Consider the following 16,422-nt stretch of genomic DNA (forward strand, 5'->3'; position numbering starts at 1 on the left):
ATGATCGGCCCGCAGCGATTCGCCGAGCACAAGCGGGAATCTCGCAGAGCGCCCGGTCACGTCCCGTGGAGTGGTGTAGATCTCAGCAGTCCCGTGGGTAGTTTCCACGCCGCGCGAGCGGCCGATGACACCGCTATGCATGCTGCTGAGAACATCCTGATAATGTCGCGTTCGTGAACCCCCCTTTTGCAGGCACGCGCCCCGATCCCAAGTCCTATCTGCGCGCTGGATTGAGGTATCCGGACAGCTTGACGTTTCTTGCAACGCGGCATGAGGTCGCATCCGAATCGGCACTCAGCTTGCCGCTTGCCGAGGTCATGTCGTCGGCCAGCACCGACGCTGCAACGGTGACGGTGACAGACGCGAACCGTGCTCCGCTTGCCGTGCTGTCGGTGCCGTCCGAGGAGTATTTGGCCGGGCCATCAACATTCTCCATTTTCGAAAGCGACGTCCAGGAGGTAACCCGAACACCGAGCGGTTTCCTGAACGTCAGCCTGGGAGCGCCGTACGCGGTCGCAACACTCCGAGAGTCTCCGACTCCCGTCGATCGAAGCACAGCCCGGGTGGTAACCATCGACAAATCGGAGGTGTTCGCTGGCCTCGACCGCGCAAAGTTCGATAGAAACGACGCCCTCTTCATCAGCAGCGCGCTCCAAACAGATCTTTCGGTGTTTCACAGCGAACAGGTCCTGCCCAGTGGGAGAACGAGACGTGCCAGCAACTACCGCCCGTGGCAGAAGAGCATTCCGGTAGCTGTGGATGCGGCGGTTTTGCGGGTCTTCACACAGATAACTGAGACTGTGCGCCTCGACTCTGCCGACACGGAGTCCGTCGACCGCACGGATCTCCTCTGCGCCGCCACCGCGATTGCATACGGTGCCCCTCTCTACACGACCAGGCCCGAAGCGTACGCCGGCCTCAAGAACGGCTTGAGACTGCTCGAGTATCGCTCGGTACGAAACAAGTCCGTGCTCCGAGAGCGAGAAAGAGCCGGAACCGTCGTCTCGATCCCCATCGCGACTCCGCGTCGCCGCCCCGACTCTGCCGACGTGTCGTCTCCCCCGGGTGCACCGCTGGATGAGCTCAAGGCAGCTTTCGAGCGCGGTGATCCCATCGACGAACGTGTGGAAGCGCTACTGCTGGAGGCGGCCAAGGCCGAGGGCTTCGCGGAATTCGTGAGCACCGTCCTCTCTGGTTTCCTGCAGGACTGGGACCCCAGCTGGCGCATTGCAATCCTGGAGCGGGCCGAGGAGTTCTTGCCTGCTTTGGCGGGCGACGATGTTTGGCACGACGGGATCATGGACTACACCTCCCAGCTGCTCACTTCCACGCCAGGGAACACGGAAATCTCGCTCGCCCGGCAGACGGAGGTTGCGATGACCGCGCTCGCAACGTGGGGAAGGTGGCCGGCGGATGCAAGCGATGATGTTCTCGAATCGCTACCGCACGAACCAGACGATGAGTCCCTGCTGACGTGGTACTGGATTTACCTGGGCATGGCTGGCCTGAGCCGCGCAACGATCGATGAGGAAGTCGAAAGTGTTCGCGCCGGTGACGTCCTCCCCTCGAGAGAACGCATCGAACGACTTCGTGGCAGAGGCTAGGTTTGCCGAGCGACGTCCTGAGGTGCGAGGTAAGGCCGACATAGCCCCGAAGAATTCGGCGATGGTTACGGAGACATGGCTCGTGTACCCGAGCAGACCCGCCACGGCGATCCATCTCGGAACCAGCTGGACTTAACAAGAGCACCCACAGGAAGTGGCGCCGGTGCCAAGCTCCATTTGGCCGACGTGATGGGCGATTCCATTGAACTCGACTAGGAACGTTCCGAGAGTGGCAGCGCACAACGCCCGATGTCACGTGAAAAACGGCGAACGGGCATCCGTGCGCTTGGCCTCAAGCGCGAGCGACTGGCGCGCGATCACGATCAAGTCCTGTGCCGGTGCTTGAGACGGGTGTGGGCCGCTCGCCCACACCGCCGACAGTGTTCTCCTCAGCGTGATCCCGGTTAGCTCAACGGCGACCAATCGTCCGAGTGCCAGATCGTCGGAAATCGCCAGCGAGCTGAGCACCCCCGGCGCCACACCCGAGGCGATCGCCGTTCGGACGGCGGCCGTGCTTGAGTGTTCGAGGCGGGGCGGTAATCGCCCTCCGTCTGAGCCTGCGACACGGGCGAACAGCTGCTCGAGGGCTTTGCGGGTGCCGGAGCCCTCTTCGCGTGTGATCAGCGGAGTATCGGCCAGCTCCCGTGCTGTCAGCGGCATCCGCCGCTTCGCCCAGGCATGAGTCGGCGACACTGCGACCTGCAGTTCATCGTGCCCAATCGCCACAGCGTGCAGATCCGTCGGGATGTCGGGGGTTTCGATGAACCCGAGTGGCACAGTGCCGGCGCGCACGAGGGCAATCACTGCCTCGCTGTTGACGGCGGTGAGCCCCACCCTGGTCGCCACCTGGCCGGCTGACTCCTGCCTGTCGCGCAGGGTGACCAGCCAGCGCGGGAGGAGGTACTCGGCGATCGTGAGGCTCGCCGCGACATCGAGCTGTTGCAGCGTCTGCGCGCGGATCGACTCGATTCCGGCCTCCATGCGTTCCGCGGCGGCGAGCACCTCGGCGGCCCAACCGGTGATCACGGCGCCGGTTGGGGTGAGGGTCGAACCGCGGGCGGTCCGGACGATGAGGGAGGCCCCGATCTGGCCTTCCAACGAGCGGACCCGTGACGAGACGGCCTGCTGGGAGACGCCGAGGCGGGCGGCGACACGGGTGAGGCTGCCGAGCTCGCCCACGGCGACCAGCATTTCCAGCGCGGCGAGGTCGGGCATGTGTGGGCCGAGCACGGGGCACCTCCTACAAGTTTTGCTTGTGCCCCGACAACGTTACGCCGTCTACCGCGACTGGCGGGCTGGGGCGAGATTGGATTCTGTGAATTCAGCTGAGATACTTTCCGCCCGTCCCGATCGCGTACGCTCCGACCGCGTGCCCTCTGAGCCCGCTCATCCCGGCCCGCTGGGTACGCTGTTCGACGGATTCCGGGACTGGATGCCTGGCGTCGCCGTGGCTGGCGCGGCGGCGCTCCTCGCCTGGGGCGTCCATTCGCTTGTGCCTGCCGTCCCATTGCTCACGGCGGCCGTTGCCCTCGGCATTCTTGTCGCCCAGCTTCCGTTCGCTCAGCGGGCGTTGACGGGCGTTCTCGCTCCGGGGTTGAGTGTCGCCGCCAAGAAGTTCATGCGTCTGGGCATCGTGTTGCTGGGCCTCAAACTGAGTCTCGTCGATATCGCACACCTCGGCTGGGTGTCGATCGTCACCGTGATCGCGGTCCTGGTGATCACCTTCGTCGTGACGCTGTGGCTGGGCCGGCTGTTCAAACTTCCCGGCCACCAGCCATTGCTGATCGCGGCGGGCTTCTCGATTTGTGGGGCATCGGCGATCGGCGCGATGAGCCATGTCGCGAGGTCGAAGGATGAGGACACCGCCACTCCGGTCGCGCTCGTGACGTTGTGTGGGACGCTGGCCATCGTCGTGATGCCATTGCTCTGGCATCCGCTCGGATTGAGCGCTCTGCAATTCGGGCATTTGGTCGGCGCCAGCGTGCACGACGTCGGACAAGTCGTGGCCACCGCCCAGGTTGCTGGTTCCGCAGCGCTTGCGGTGGCCATCGTGGTCAAGCTCACCCGCGTGTTGATGCTCGCGCCGATGGTCGCCATCACGTCGCTCGTCGTGCGGCGACGCGAGGGTGCTCCCGCCGCCGGCACGAAGCATCCGCCGATCGTGCCGTTGTTCGTCGCTGGATTCATCGCCGCCATGCTGGTTCGCACATTCGTTCCGCTGCCAGGGCCGATCATCGACGGTGCCGACACCGTGCAGACGGCGCTGCTGGCAATGGCGCTCTTCGGTCTCGGCACGGCTGTGCGGCTGGGCCAGTTGGTGCGCACCGGATGGCGCGCGCTCGTGGTTGCGTTGCTCTCTTGGGCGCTGATCGCTGCCCTCGCCTGGGTTGCCGTGCAACTCGGTTGACCGCCTCGCGAGACGCCGCTGATGGGACTCGGTTTATCGCACCCGGGTCAACTCCACGCTGTCCGGTCAAATCGCTCCCGACGAACAATTCATTGCATCCAGACCAGCGCCGCGCCGGCGTCGTGCCATCTGCTCTGCGCAACCGCTAGCGTGGCCGGCGCTCCACCAAGGACCACATGAAAGGGTACCGCCGGCCGATCCCACCATTCTCCGATTGCGACAGGCTGCGCCCAGACGGCGGCCGCGTCGGCCAGACTATCGACAAGCCATCGAAGGGTCTCGCCGTCAGCATCCACGAGCACTTCGTCAGGCTCAGTAACCAGTAATACGATTCCATTCGATGGCGCGAGCCCCTACTAAGTCGCTCAGGCGCTCGTAGAACGCATCCCGGTTTTCCCCAAAATAGAGGGGGAACTGCAGAGCCGCTGCGAACTCGTCAAACAACGGCCGAAGGGTTCGCATCTTGCGCCCGCGAACGACTCGAACAGTCAATCCTGCGTCGGTCCAGCCGACGACTGCAGTTCCCAGGCCTTGCTCGTCGCGACCGAGAAGCAGAGGAGAAAGTTCTGCGTTCACTCGCTTCAGCTCTTCGAAGACTGTCACTTCAGGGGGCCTCGGAACACAACGAAGCTCCTGCAATGGTCGTTCATGAGGTACGACGAACCATCGGCACCTGTCACCAGTCGATCCATGTTCCGATCACCTCTCACATTCAGCAGTCCCGTACTGATCATTAGACCTGCCTTCCGGATACACCTCAACCAAATGACTTGGGGTTGCTCGCAAATGACATGGGTTGCTCGCCGATTGCCTTACTAACCTGACTGCTGGTGGAAACGAAGCTCAGGCGAGCCCTCATCAAGGCGCCCAAACGTCAGGGTCAGTGCAATGCTGTCGTCACGCTCAGTGAATTGACCAGCCGTGCCGCATCCTGTCGTTCCGCCTATCAGTTTGAGCGGGAGAGAAACGGCCTCCACCTGACTCATCCGCCATGTCCCAGACGACGAGTCTGGCTCGGCCCAGTCGTCGGGCATGATGCGATGGTCGAACCCTTCGGCACAGAACAGCCCTTTGGGCATGCCCGTGTATGAGAACGTCCCGTCGCCAGCAAACGTCAGCGATGCGATCTCGTCGTTCGGCCCCGAGCTGACCCATTCGCCGACGATTTCAGCTTCGTCCATGACGACAGGATGCCCGCCGCACCCGGCCAGAAAGAGCACAATCGCTGCCGCCACCAGACTCGCACCCAGCACGCGCTTCACCACGACAGTTCCCCTCGCCAAACGAACTCCTGCGTGACTGCGGAGAAAGGGCCACTCTCGCCGGGTAGCGTGTTCAGGAACGTGTACACATCATCGTTGATTCGCAGCACGGATCCAAGACTCATCGTGTTGACCGCGGTGAACTCGACAGTGACTGACCTTGCAGCTCTGCTAACCATACTGACTTGAAGATCGCAGGTTCCAAGCGCTGCTAGCGTACGGCTTTCGTTGCTCGAAAGCGCCCCGTTCGACATAGTTTTCATGTCTCGAACGCCAGCCGCCGCCAGGTGCGCGGCTTCGGCGCCGCACAGCTCATCATCACGATGCTTCTGGTCAACTTCAACCTGCGGAAGATCGCCGTTTTCATGAGCGACCAGTACAAGGAAGACGCCAAACGGGACCTCGCAGGCAACCCCGTTGAGAAGAAGCTCCGCCACCGCGACCGCGACTTCTACAACCGGTACACCGACACCCTCCCGCCCGGCGTCGAACGGCCAGAGCACCTGAAGAAGCGCGGAACCGCAACCGACGACACCGGCGGGCCACCCACCCCCGAGTTGCCGCGCACCGGCGCTCACCGACACGGCCCGAGAGGGTGACACCCCAGGCGCTCCGAAGACATCGGTGCGCCCGAAAGTCGTTAACGAGCGCCGTCATCCATGAATAGGCTCGGGAAACGAGAAATCGCTCCGGGTTCTCATCCGGAGCGATTCTTTATGGGCAGTTCTGCGAAGAGTTTCGTGAACAGCCCATGGTGGGCTGTTCACGAAACCCGCCAGACAGCGGATCGCAGACCACCATCAAACACTCTTTCCTCCACGTCCAGCGCCTTTTTCCTCCACATTTGTCGAGGATCAGCTCGGGGAAGCAACGCACGTTGGCGACGGCGTCGGCTCACTGTGGCCGAGGTGTCTATCGAGGTCGTGTCAGTCGCCGTGCTATTCGGCCCGCTGGTGGAAACTAAGCTGGGGCGAGCCTTCATCAAGGCGGCCGAAAATCAGCGTCAGCTCTATGTTGTCGTGAATCTCGGTGAACTGGCCCGTCGCGCCGCAGCCAGCTGTGTTCCCGTTCAGCGCCAACGGCAGCGAAGTGCTGTCCGTATGGCGAAGCCTCCATGTTCCAGCAGAGGTGTCTGGCTCAGCCCAGTCCTCGGGCCAGATTCGATGATCGAATCCTTCGGCACAGAATAGGCCCTTGGGCATGCCCGTGTATGAAAACGTCCCGTCGCCCGCAATCGTAAGCGATGCGATCTCGTCATTCGGCCCAGAAGTGACCCATTCGCCGACGAATTCAGATGCGGAAGGAATGACGGGACGCCCGCCACACCCGGCCAGAAAGAGCACGATCGCTGCCCCCACCAGACTCGCACCCAGCACGCGCTTCACCACGACAACTCCTCTCGCCATTCAACTCCTTGTGACTGCGGAGAAAGGGCCGCTCTCGACGGGTAGCGTAATACAGAAATTGTCTAGATCATCGTTGATTCGCAACCTAGATCCAAGGCTCGTTCTGTTGCTCGCCGTGAAATCGACGACCGCTGAGCTTGCAGTTCTACTCACCAGTTTGCCCACTACGTTCCGCGGATGACAATGATGTTGTTTCGCCCCGAGATGATGATCAAACCGTCGACGGCAATGAGTTGACGTTCATGGCGCCTGGATCTAACAGCATCCGAGCGACTTCTCGTGGCCCCTCAAGGATCACGAGTTCGGACGCGGAATCCAGCACTTCTGACCCCGGCGCCCCGTCAACAAGTTCATGGATGGACGCCTCCAGCCAGCCGTCCGCAAGCGGAGATCCGAGCAGGACTACAACACTGAACTGCCCGCCTGTCCACGGCCAACCGTCGGGCGCAGGCGTATTCGATGGAAGCACCGGGACTGCAGTGGTGGTGTAAGTCGGCCCCTGTGGCGCGCCAGAAGCACGTCCAGCCTCGCTGGGGGTCAAAAAACGGATTCTTCCCGTTCGAGTCGTCATTGCCCGATACTCCACGAGAGCTTGCTGAACCGGTCGAGCTGGTGAGGCTCGATGTATCGAGCTGGTCCGATACCGTCCAATCGGTCTAGGCGCATAACTTGATTCGCGAACGAGCCAGGTACTTGAACACGAAGGACTACGCCCTGGGCCCCATTCAACGCCTTCCCCCTTGGCTTGCATGCTCACCAGATTCCGTAAACCAGCTCCCATCGAGAGAGTTCGATGCAGCACGGACAACATTCTGTCCAATATCGTCCAGCTCTGCGGGGCCGACACGCCTGTACAGATCGACGGACTCACACCCAACCCTCGTCACGTCCTCAACGTTGTCCGACGCTCGAGCGCCCTTGGCGGCTGCAGTTCCCCAGTCGAGGAACGGGACCATCCCGGCCGCACTGAGCCCGGAGCACGCCATGTCGTCCTCGACAGTGCACATCAGCGCGTTCGCACCGGTGGCAATCTCACCAACCTCTGGCTGCCGGCATCCCGCGGTATCGTTCCAGTCCGCGAACAGCCGCGGCCAGAAGCAGGCATTCGACTGCGGCACGCGAGTGGGAGCAGTTCCACGCCCACGCCCGCAACTCGATCAAGTCGCTGAACAAGCAAGTCGAGGACGGCGGCACCGAGGACATCCATCACCCCAGCCGGCGCCAGGTGCGCGGCCTCGGCAACCGGCACACCGGCGGGCCACCCGCCACCGAGTAGCCGCGCACCAGGGCGCACAGTCACGGCCCGAGAGGGCAATACCCGAGGTGCACCGAAGACGTCGGTGCACCTGAAAGTCGTCAACGAGCGTCGAATTCCCGCGGCGAGAGTGGCAGGACGCCGGGTTCGCACCCCGTCATCCACAAAAAGGCTCGGGAAACAAGAAATCGCTCCGGATTCTCATCCGGAGCGATTCTTTATGGGCAGTTCTGCGAAGAGTTTCGAGAAAGGCCCCATGGTGGGCTGTTCGCGAAACCCGTCAGGGCGCGGATCACAGACCGCCGCCGAACTCGTTTTCCTCCACCGCGAGCTCATTTTTCCTCCACATCTGTCGAGGATCAACTCAGACCCCAGAACGCGCTGGCAGCGCTGACCTATCACCGCGTTCAAGGAGTCAACCGAGGTTGCCGCAGTCCCGGCACAAGGTTAAGGTCCCGTCACCAGCAAGCGTCTTTGATGCGTTCTCGCAACCGCGCCCGAACGAGATCGTTCGCCGGCGAGAACAGTTGCACCGGTGGCGACGGGGCGACCGGTACATCTCGCCGGGGACAGCGCTAGGGTCGAGGCGGGAGTCGCCCTATCGCACGGTCAGCCACTCACCGGGCATTCCTCGCGAAAGACGAGATCGCCGTCGTCGGGCCCATAGCCCGAGTCGCCGCACACGTAGCTGAAGTCCCAACGTCGTTCCTCGACGCACGAATCGAACCGAATTGTGGTCCAGTCCTGTTCACCGAAACGGCTGCCGCTGGAGACAAGCACCTTGGAGTCTCCGAATGAGATGAAGAAAGAGAACCGATTCCGGACTTCCCACGTTGCGTCGCCGGTGTATCGCTCGTCTGTGGGTCCGTCGATGCAGAAGTACCCCTCTTCGTCTTGGACTGATCGACCCCGCGGAAACCCTGTGACACGCGCTGCGCCATCCTCGAACAGCTCCACAACTACGAGATCGGGAAAGGTCTCTCCCTTGCCATGCGACGAATCCACGTCCCAGACCATAGGAGGGACGAATTCCGGTGTTTGCTCTGGCGCGCACGCAGAGAGCGCACCGGCCAAGACCACCGCCGCTCCGACGACAATTGGGCGGATCGGGGAGCGAACCTTGCGTCTGCTGTTGCCTGACAATCGTCTCCCGTTCGCGTTCTGAAGATTGACCTCAAGGTACTGATCGCGCCCGCGGTTAAGGGTTCGCATCGACTTCGTAGAACCAGGCGTACCATCCGAATGCCAACGCGGTCACTACAAATCCACCGAAGAGAGCCCACGGAGGTGGGAGCTCGAACTCAATACACCACCAGAATTCGAAAGCAACACACATCCCCGCGAGTCCAGCCAACAGTACAACCACCAGCTGTCGCCACATTCTTGGGGCATCCAAGAGTGGACGTCGCAGAGCGGCGAAGATAGTCATGGTGGTTGCGGTAGTGAGAAAGAACGCGAGGAAATAGAACGGCAGTGCAGCGAAGGCCCACACAGCAGTTCCGGGATTCCCGACAAAATAGACCCCGACAACTGCGGCTGTCACACCAGTAGAGAACAGTGCAGCGAAAAGTCCATAGGCGACCACAGGCCTCCAACGCAGTGAGCGACGAATCATCCTCGGCCTCTCGAACACGTCAGCACGGTTTGTCTGAGGCTAGTGGATTGCGCTGCCCATGGCACTTTCACAGAGCCGGCCGAGACACTCGTGCCACGAATACGTTTGAATCTTAGGGCTGGGCAAAAGCACATCCTTCCAGCGGCTAGGAACCGCCTCCGGTAAGGAGGCCTCCGAAGCTGCAACAGTCCCGATCGTAGGCCGTCACCAAATGCGCTTTGCTCCACATCGAGCCACCTTTTCCTCCACGTTTGTCGAGGACGTGCTCAGACGGCAGAAAACACGGACGATGGTGACCGATCAGTGCAGGCCTCGGGAGCGCACCAAAGTTAGATCAGTCGCCACGCTATTCGGCCCGCTGGTGGAAACGAAGATCGGGCGAGCCCTCATCAAGGCGCCCAAACGTCAGGGTCAGTGCAACGCTGTCGTCACTCTCAGTGAATTGTCCCAATGCGCCGCAGCCTGCTGTTTTGTCGCTGAGCGCCAATGGGAAAGAAATGCCGTCGAGATGCCTGAGCTCCCATGTCCCGGAAGACGAGTCTGGCTCGGCCCAGTCGTCGGGCATGATGCGATGGTCGAATCCTTCAGCACAGAACAGCCCCTTCGGCATGCCCGTGAATGAGAACATCCCGTCGTCAGCAAACATCAGCGATGCGATCTCGTCATTCGGCCCCGAGGTGACCCACTCGCCTACGATCTCAGCTTCGTCCATGACGACGGGACGCCCGCCACACCCGGCTAGGAAGATCACAATCGCTGCCGCCACGATACTCGCACCCAGCGCGCGTTTCACCACGACAGTTCCTCTCGCCACTCGAATTCCTGTTTGACTGCGGAGAAAGGGCCACTCTCGCCGGGTAGCGCGTTTAAGAAATTGTTTACATCATCGTTGATTCGCAGCACGGATCCAAGGCTCGTCGTATTGACAGCAGTGAACTCGACGGTGGCTGACCTTGCCGCTCTGCTAACTATGGAGAGATCAGGATCGTAGGTTCCAAGCGCTAGTAGCGTACGGCTTTCGTTGCTCGAGAGTGCCCGTTCGACATGGTTTTCATGTCTCAGACGCCAGCCGCCGCCAGGTGCGCGGCTTCGGCGCCGCACAGGTCATCATCACGATGCTCCTGGTCAACTTCAACCTCCGCAAGATCGCCGCGTTCATGAGCGACCAGTACAAGGAGGACGCCAAGCGGAACCTCGCCGGCGACCCCGTCGAGAAGAAGCTCCGCCGCCGCGACCGCGACTTCTACAACCGGTACACCGACACCCTCCCGCCCGGCGTCGAACGACCAGACCACCTGAAGAAGCGCGGAGCCGCACCCGAGGACACCGGCGGGCCACCCACCCGCGAGTAGCCGCGCACCGACACTGCCCGAGAGGGCGACACCCCAGGCGCACCGAAGACTTCGGTGCGCCTGAAAGTCGTCAACGAGCGTCGAAATCCCGCGGCGAGAGCGCCGGGACGCCGAGTTCGCGCCCCGTCATCCAGAAAAAGGCCCGGGAAACAAGAAATCGCTCCGGATTCTCATCCGGAGCGATTCTCTGTGGGCAGTTCTGCGAAGAGTTTCGAGAACGGCCCTTTGGTCGGGCTGACAGGATTTGAACCTGCGACCCCCTGACCCCCAGTCAGGTGCGCTACCAAGCTGCGCTACAGCCCGTAGTCTCTGGTTGGCCACCGACCGAGTAAACCCGGCTGGCGCTTGCCCCGAAGACAACTTGTCAATAGTAGCGCGAACTTCGTGCGTCGATTGCCACTTTGAATCCGCCGGGCGTGTTCCGCGCGACTTTCGGATGCCGAGGCGACTCCTTCAGCTCGACAGCCGCCGAGGTCGCATCCGACAAAGGGGCGGGTCAACGCCGAGATCGGGATGTCGGTAGCGGCAGCTCGGCAGTGCGCTCTAGGGTTTTCCCATGTCTGAAATCGCGCCGGTACGAATCGTGTCCGTCTCCGACGCGCCGTGGGCCGACGTCGAGCGGGTGTTCGGCACACGCGGCGATCCGGCCACCTGCTGGTGCCAGTTCTTCAAACTCTCGAACGAGGAGTGGAAGAACGCCGAAGCGTCCGCGTGCAAGACCGCGCTCGAGCAGCAGGTGCGCGTGGCCGCTCCCCCGCCCGGCGTCATCGCTTACCGCGGCGACGAGGCTGTGGGCTGGTGCGCCGTGGAGCCCCGGGTCAACTACGGCCGCCTGATGCGTACGCGCGTGGTCGCAGGCGGCAGCCCCGAGTCCCCCGACGATGAGGGGGTGTGGGCGGTGACCTGTTTCGTCGTGCGGGTCGGCCACCGCCGCCGCGGCGTCGGCGGCGAGCTGTTGCGCGGCGCAATCGAGCAGGCGCGGGCGCTCGGCGCCGAAGCGATCGAGGGGTACCCCGTCGATGTCGCCGTGCGTGGCAAGACCAGCTCGGCCGACCTCTACCACGGCACGCTCACGCAGTTCCTGGCCGCCGGCTTCGAGGAGGTGGCCAGGCCGAGCGCGGACAGGCCGGTCATGCAGCTGCATTTCGCGCGTTGAGCTGACACAGCGCAGACTCATGGCGCGTTCATAGCTTCTCTCGGTAGTCTCAGGCGTCCGCACAACGATCTCCGAATCTAGGAAACCATGTCTCGCACTCCTGCGCCCAAGTCCACCAACCTTCCCGTCATCCTGCTGTGGATCGCTTCGATCGCCGTTGCGGCGATCGGCTACCTCGTCATGACCAGCTCGATCGCCGCCCAGACCGCGCTCTACACCGCCGGCTCGCAGGACGTGAGCGCCATGCTCACCGGCCAGTCCGGCGTGACCCTCGGCACGACGCTCATCGGCGTCGGCGTGCTGGGCCTGCTGCTGGCCCTCGCCGTGCACGCGCACAACTTCGCCCTGGCTCGCGCGCAGGCCGCCCTCACTTTCGACGACTTCGACGAGTTCGACACCGACGATGACAACGACCTCGTGCACAGCACCGCCACCCCGGCGGCCCACGTCGTCGAGGTCAACGAGGTCGTCACGGCCGAGGCTCCCGCGCCGGCGGACGAGCCTGCCAAGGCCTCCAAGGCCGCGGCCGACGAGAAGCCGGCCACGCCCGCCTCGTAGTACCCGATTCACCCGCTGCAGCTCGCAGCACCCGCGCTCTGGCGCCGGGCGGCCCCGCCGCCCGGCGCCAGAGGCATTTCTCCCCGGAACCGTGCCCGCCGCGCCGGGCGAGGTGCGCGACGCGCGGCAATCTTGTCGGTCACCGTGGGCGCGAGTAGGGTCGCGCTATGGGCACTCACTCCGGCGCATCCCGCACACACCCGGTCGTCGTCGGCGTCTCCCCCGGCCAACCGGCCCACGTCGTGTTGCAGGCGGCCCGCTTCGCCGCCCAGTTCCAGACGGAGCTCGTCTGCGCGCACGTGAACCCGGGCCGCTTCTCGACCTCTGAGTCCCCGGATGGCTCGATGCTGACCGCCCCGATCGACCCTGACTTCGCCGATGAGCGCGAGGTCGCCTTCGACACCCGACTGGAGAACTCACTCTCCGAGATCCTCGCCGACAGCGGGGTGAGCTGGCGCCCGCTGGTGATCGCCGGCGACGTCGCCACGGCGCTCGGCCACCTCGCCGACACGGTAGACGCAGCGATGATCGTCGTCGGCACGCACGAGCGCTCCTTCGGCGGCGGTATCCAGGAGTTCTTCAACCGCTCCATCGCCGTCAACCTCGCGCACAGTCAGCTGCGCCCCGTCGTGGTCATCCCGGCCCGGGCACCGGGCGGCGATGCAGCACACACCGCGCCCACAGTGCCTCCTGCCCCGGCGGCGAGCGCGTGAGTCCCGGCATCCGCCCGCCCCACCTGCGCTGGGCTCCGATCGCCCTGGTCGCCGTCGGCGGCGCGTTCGGGGCGGCAGCCCGGGAGGGTCTCTCCCTGGCGATCCCGAACCTCGGCCAGGTGCCGATCGCCATCCCGATCGTCAACGTGCTCGGCGCGTTCCTGCTCGGCTACCTTTACGAGGCCGTCACCCGCATCGACCCCGCCAAACCGACCGGCAAGAACCTGAAGCTGCTGTTGGGCACCGGGTTCTGCGGCGGCTTCACCACCTACAGCTCGCTCGCCACCGATACCGCCGTGCTGTTCCGGGACGGGCTCCCCTGGCCGGCAGTGCTCTACGCCCTCGGCACCGTGGTGGTCGGCGCCGCCGCCACCTGGGCCGGCATCGTGGTGGCGAGCGCCATCAACGCACGGATGACGGCCGCCGCCGATCCGCAACCAGCAGAGCAGGGGGCCGGCTCGTGACACCGCTGATCTTCCTGCTGCTCGCCGTCGCCGGCGGGGTCGGCGCCGGGGTGCGTTTCCTCGTGGACGGGCTGATCCGGGCCCGGCTGAAGACGGCGTTCCCGTGGGCGACGACCATCATCAACGCTTCCGGCTCGCTGGTGCTGGGCTTCCTCACCGGGCTCACCTTGGTGCACGTGTTGCCCAGCGACCTCAGCATCATTCTCGGCACCGGCTTCCTCGGCGGCTACACGACGTTCAGCACGGCTAGCTATGAGACGGTGCAGCTGATCAAGCAGGGGCGGCTCGGGGCGGCATTCACCAGTGGGGTCGTCATGCTCGTGCTCTGCGTCGCATTGGCGGCGCTCGGCCTGTGGTGGGGCAGCTCGATCTAGGCGAGCCGATCCGGGTACGGGGTCTCGATACGCTCGTTCCTCGCTACTCGACCAACGAGGAATGCGCGTGCCCGTGCGGGGTCTCGATACGCTCGTTCCTCGCTACTCGACCAGCGGTTGCGCCTCCGATTTCAGGTGCGCTTGGCCGCACGGATGTAATGGGCGATGACCAGGAACACCCAGGTCGTCAGAATGTAGGGCCAGGTGTATGTCGGCCCGGGCAAGTGGTGCATCAACAGCGTCACCACTGCGGTGACGATGGTGCCGATCACGGCCAGCGTCCAGGAGATGCCACTGCTTTGCAGGAACACGACCGAGAGCGCGATCGCGGTGAGCACACCAGAGTAGCCGGCCAGCCCATTCGCCGTCTCGGTGAGAGTCTCCCCCATCGCCAGTGCGCACAGGCTGCCGATCGCGCTGCCGAGCACCGCCGCGGCGCCCACCTTCCAGTTGGCGATGAACAGGCCGGCGAGAATCAAAGCGCCCGCCCAGATGCTGTCGACCAGCACCACCTGTGACACGTTCGTCAGCAACGAGCGCGCAAAGGCCAGCGGCACCGAGTCGATGGTGGCGGATGCCGGTGAGCTCACGTGCAGGGCCTGCGTGCTGAGCAGCACACCCGTGGCGACGATGCAGAACGGCGCCGTCGTCGATGGCAGCGCGAACACCTTCAGCGGGGTCCGCGTGAACAGGGCGACCACGAGCCAGGCGACGGGAGCGCAGAGCGCACCGCCGACGAGCGCGATCGGGTATGAGGCGATCTGGCCGCCGAGCGCGGCGAACGTCGCCGCTCCGACGAGTGCGCCGCAGAAGCCCTGCAGCCCGGCCGTCACGTCGGACGCGGACGCTCCCAGCAGCCGCCCGGCCAGTGTCGCCGCCACGCAGCCGATGACCACGAGCACCGCCATCCGCCAGTCGGCGACGGCGAAGGCGGCCAGTATCAGCACACCCGTGTAGATGTTCGCCTGAAAGAAGATCTGCGACAGCCCGTGCCCGAAACCGAGCAACCATGCCCCGGGTGAGCCGACGGTGGTGGGCGACGTCGCGCCAACGGCGCTCATCTCAGGCCGTCCCCTCGGTCGTTCCCCGTCGGTGGGCTGCCCGGCGGTGCGGCCGCCCCGGCATCCGGCACGTCGCCCCCGTTACCGCCGACGCCGCCGGCCTGGCCGGATGCCACCGCCCAGCGCTCCTCCACCTTGCCCAGCTTCCAGTACGCGGTGGAGATGAGCCAGGCGAGCACCAGCGTGCCGACGATGATGTAGCCGACGTTCTCCAGGTCGATGCTGGCCACCCAGCCGGTCAGCGGGTCTTGCAGGCCGAGCCGCTCGTTGAGCAGGCCCACCAGCTCGATCCCGCCGATGATCACGGCGATCATCACGGAGAGCCCGGTGATGGTGAGGTTGTAGTACACCTTGCGGATCGGGTTGATCGTGGCCCAGCCGTACGCCCGCACCATGACGGCCGAGTCGAGGGTGTCGAACAGGCTCATGCCGGCGGCGAAGATCAGCGGCAGGCAGAGGATCGCGTACCACGGCAGGCCGGTCGCCGCCCCGGTGCCGGCCAGCACGAGGAGGGCGATCTCGCTGGCGGTGTCGAAGCCGAGCCCGAACAGGAAGCCGACCAGGTACATCTTGCCCGGCCGGTCGATCGACTTCATCATGGGGCCGATGATGCGGGTGAGAAAGCCCCGGCCCTGCAGGTGCTTCTCCAGCTCGAGTTCGTCGAGTTGACCGTCGCGGGAGGCCCGCCAGACTTTGAGGATGCCCATGAACGCGACCGCGTTGATGAGCCCGATGAGCAGCAGGAACACGCCGGAGACCGCGGTGCCGAACAGGCCCAGGCCGTTGCGCACCCCGTTGCCGTCATCCGTCAGCCCGACCGCCCAACTCACGCCGATCGCCAGCAGGGCCGCCATCAGAAATACGACGGTCGAGTGGCCGAGGGAGAAGAACAGCCCGACGCCGGCGGCCGGCCGCTTCAGGTCGACGAGCTTGCGCGTCGTGTTGTCGATGGCCGCGATGTGGTCGGCGTCAAAGGCGTGCCGCACGCCGAGCACGTAGGCGACGACGGCGATGCCCACCCCGAAGACCGAGGAGCCCAGCTGCAGGTGCAGCGGTTCCACCAGGATGAAGAAGAGGCCGAAGCCCAGGATGTGGATGAGCGCGACGGGGATAAACGCCACGATGACCTGCGCGCGGTAGGACCGCTGCCTCTTCGTCGCCGTCCCCTGCTCCACGGCCGTCTGTGCACGCATGG

Annotated in this window: 17 protein-coding genes and 1 tRNA gene; 9 read left to right on the top strand and 9 right to left on the bottom strand. The window is 64.2% G+C overall.

Annotated elements, in window-relative coordinates:
• Nucleotides 1-248: 248 nt before the first annotated feature.
• Nucleotides 249-1,604 carry a hypothetical protein gene (locus tag AWU67_RS08435; RefSeq protein WP_129586667.1) on the top strand — a complete coding sequence of 452 codons (1,356 nt, stop codon included), beginning with the start codon at nt 249-251 and terminating at the stop codon, nt 1,602-1,604.
• A 252-nt stretch (nt 1,605-1,856) separates the two neighbouring features.
• Here the strand turns inward: AWU67_RS08435 and AWU67_RS08440 are convergent, their stop codons facing one another.
• Entirely contained in the window at nt 1,857-2,834 is a 978-nt protein-coding gene (locus tag AWU67_RS08440) for a LysR family transcriptional regulator (RefSeq protein WP_082716860.1), read from the bottom strand.
• 202 nt (nt 2,835-3,036) lie between these two features.
• Between AWU67_RS08440 and AWU67_RS08445 the strand changes: the two genes are divergently transcribed.
• A complete protein-coding gene (locus tag AWU67_RS08445) occupies nt 3,037-4,011 on the top strand; it encodes a YeiH family protein (RefSeq protein WP_067227862.1) in 975 nt (324 codons plus the stop codon).
• Between the two features lie 312 nt (nt 4,012-4,323).
• Here AWU67_RS08445 and AWU67_RS17515 read toward each other — a convergent pair whose 3' ends face one another.
• On the bottom strand, nt 4,324-4,614 hold the full coding sequence (locus AWU67_RS17515) for a barstar family protein (RefSeq protein ID WP_199922364.1): 291 nt from the start codon (nt 4,612-4,614) through the stop codon (nt 4,324-4,326).
• 212 nt (nt 4,615-4,826) lie between these two features.
• Nucleotides 4,827-5,276: a hypothetical protein gene (locus AWU67_RS08450; RefSeq protein WP_067227864.1), complete on the bottom strand. Its 450-nt coding sequence runs from the start codon at nt 5,274-5,276 to the stop codon at nt 4,827-4,829.
• 284 nt (nt 5,277-5,560) lie between these two features.
• Between AWU67_RS08450 and AWU67_RS08455 the strand changes: the two genes are divergently transcribed.
• Nucleotides 5,561-5,872 carry a hypothetical protein gene (locus tag AWU67_RS08455; RefSeq protein ID WP_067227866.1) on the top strand — a complete coding sequence of 104 codons (312 nt, stop codon included), beginning with the start codon at nt 5,561-5,563 and terminating at the stop codon, nt 5,870-5,872.
• A 339-nt stretch (nt 5,873-6,211) separates the two neighbouring features.
• Here the strand turns inward: AWU67_RS08455 and AWU67_RS08460 are convergent, their stop codons facing one another.
• The 3 genes from AWU67_RS08460 to AWU67_RS08470 all read right to left on the bottom strand — a co-directional run bounded on the left by AWU67_RS08460 (nt 6,212) and on the right by AWU67_RS08470 (nt 10,345).
• On the bottom strand, nt 6,212-6,661 hold the full coding sequence (locus AWU67_RS08460; protein ID WP_129586668.1) for a hypothetical protein: 450 nt from the start codon (nt 6,659-6,661) through the stop codon (nt 6,212-6,214).
• A 1,882-nt stretch (nt 6,662-8,543) separates the two neighbouring features.
• Complete coding sequence (locus AWU67_RS08465; protein ID WP_129586669.1) at nt 8,544-9,146, bottom strand: hypothetical protein; 603 nt, start codon at nt 9,144-9,146, stop codon at nt 8,544-8,546.
• A 749-nt stretch (nt 9,147-9,895) separates the two neighbouring features.
• A complete protein-coding gene (locus AWU67_RS08470; protein ID WP_067227875.1) occupies nt 9,896-10,345 on the bottom strand; it encodes a hypothetical protein in 450 nt (149 codons plus the stop codon).
• A gap of 283 nt (nt 10,346-10,628) precedes the next feature.
• Between AWU67_RS08470 and AWU67_RS08475 the strand changes: the two genes are divergently transcribed.
• Nucleotides 10,629-10,901: a hypothetical protein gene (locus AWU67_RS08475; protein ID WP_067227878.1), complete on the top strand. Its 273-nt coding sequence runs from the start codon at nt 10,629-10,631 to the stop codon at nt 10,899-10,901.
• A 226-nt stretch (nt 10,902-11,127) separates the two neighbouring features.
• On the opposite strand, the gene AWU67_RS08480 is transcribed toward AWU67_RS08475, so the two are convergent.
• Nucleotides 11,128-11,204, bottom strand: a tRNA-Pro gene (locus tag AWU67_RS08480).
• 253 nt (nt 11,205-11,457) lie between these two features.
• On the opposite strand from AWU67_RS08480, the gene AWU67_RS08485 reads away from it, so the two are divergent.
• From AWU67_RS08485 to crcB, 5 genes are all read left to right on the top strand, one after another.
• A complete protein-coding gene (locus tag AWU67_RS08485) occupies nt 11,458-12,057 on the top strand; it encodes a GNAT family N-acetyltransferase (protein WP_082716862.1) in 600 nt (199 codons plus the stop codon).
• A gap of 87 nt (nt 12,058-12,144) precedes the next feature.
• Nucleotides 12,145-12,615, top strand: a complete 471-nt coding sequence (locus tag AWU67_RS08490; RefSeq protein WP_067227883.1) for a hypothetical protein — start codon at nt 12,145-12,147, stop codon at nt 12,613-12,615.
• Nucleotides 12,616-12,782: 167 nt separating this feature from the next.
• Nucleotides 12,783-13,328: a universal stress protein gene (locus AWU67_RS08495; RefSeq protein WP_067227886.1), complete on the top strand. Its 546-nt coding sequence runs from the start codon at nt 12,783-12,785 to the stop codon at nt 13,326-13,328.
• Nucleotides 13,325-13,792 carry a fluoride efflux transporter FluC gene (locus AWU67_RS08500; protein ID WP_199922365.1) on the top strand — a complete coding sequence of 156 codons (468 nt, stop codon included), beginning with the start codon at nt 13,325-13,327 and terminating at the stop codon, nt 13,790-13,792. The genes AWU67_RS08495 and AWU67_RS08500 overlap by 4 nt, the downstream gene beginning before the upstream one ends.
• Nucleotides 13,789-14,166 (top strand): fluoride efflux transporter CrcB, encoded by a 378-nt coding sequence (crcB, locus tag AWU67_RS08505; protein WP_067227888.1) that lies wholly within the window; start codon nt 13,789-13,791, stop codon nt 14,164-14,166. The genes AWU67_RS08500 and crcB overlap by 4 nt, the downstream gene beginning before the upstream one ends.
• 131 nt (nt 14,167-14,297) lie before the next feature.
• Here crcB and AWU67_RS08510 read toward each other — a convergent pair whose 3' ends face one another.
• Together AWU67_RS08510 and AWU67_RS08515 are read right to left on the bottom strand one after the other, a co-directional pair.
• Nucleotides 14,298-15,227, bottom strand: coding sequence for an urea transporter (locus AWU67_RS08510; RefSeq protein ID WP_067227890.1), 930 nt, complete (start codon nt 15,225-15,227; stop codon nt 14,298-14,300).
• Entirely contained in the window at nt 15,224-16,420 is a 1,197-nt protein-coding gene (locus AWU67_RS08515) for a HoxN/HupN/NixA family nickel/cobalt transporter (RefSeq protein ID WP_082717160.1), read from the bottom strand. Before AWU67_RS08515 ends, AWU67_RS08510 begins: the two co-directional genes overlap by 4 nt.
• Between the last annotated feature and the right edge of the window lie 2 nt (nt 16,421-16,422).

Source organism: Microterricola viridarii (genome assembly GCF_001542775.1).
In the GTDB taxonomy this organism is placed as follows: Bacteria; Actinomycetota; Actinomycetes; order Actinomycetales; family Microbacteriaceae; genus Microterricola; species Microterricola viridarii_A.

Coding starts and splice junctions, on each gene's coding strand:
- AWU67_RS08495 (WP_067227886.1), top strand. CDS start 12,783: ATGGGCACTCACTCCGGCGCATCCCGCACACACCCGGTCGTCGTCGGC.
- AWU67_RS08510 (WP_067227890.1), bottom strand. CDS start 15,227: ATGAGCGCCGTTGGCGCGACGTCGCCCACCACCGTCGGCTCACCCGGG.
- AWU67_RS08465 (WP_129586669.1), bottom strand. CDS start 9,146: ATGCGAACCCTTAACCGCGGGCGCGATCAGTACCTTGAGGTCAATCTT.
- AWU67_RS08445 (WP_067227862.1), top strand. CDS start 3,037: ATGCCTGGCGTCGCCGTGGCTGGCGCGGCGGCGCTCCTCGCCTGGGGC.
- AWU67_RS08485 (WP_082716862.1), top strand. CDS start 11,458: ATGTCTGAAATCGCGCCGGTACGAATCGTGTCCGTCTCCGACGCGCCG.
- AWU67_RS08515 (WP_082717160.1), bottom strand. CDS start 16,420: ATGCGTGCACAGACGGCCGTGGAGCAGGGGACGGCGACGAAGAGGCAG.
- AWU67_RS08490 (WP_067227883.1), top strand. CDS start 12,145: ATGTCTCGCACTCCTGCGCCCAAGTCCACCAACCTTCCCGTCATCCTG.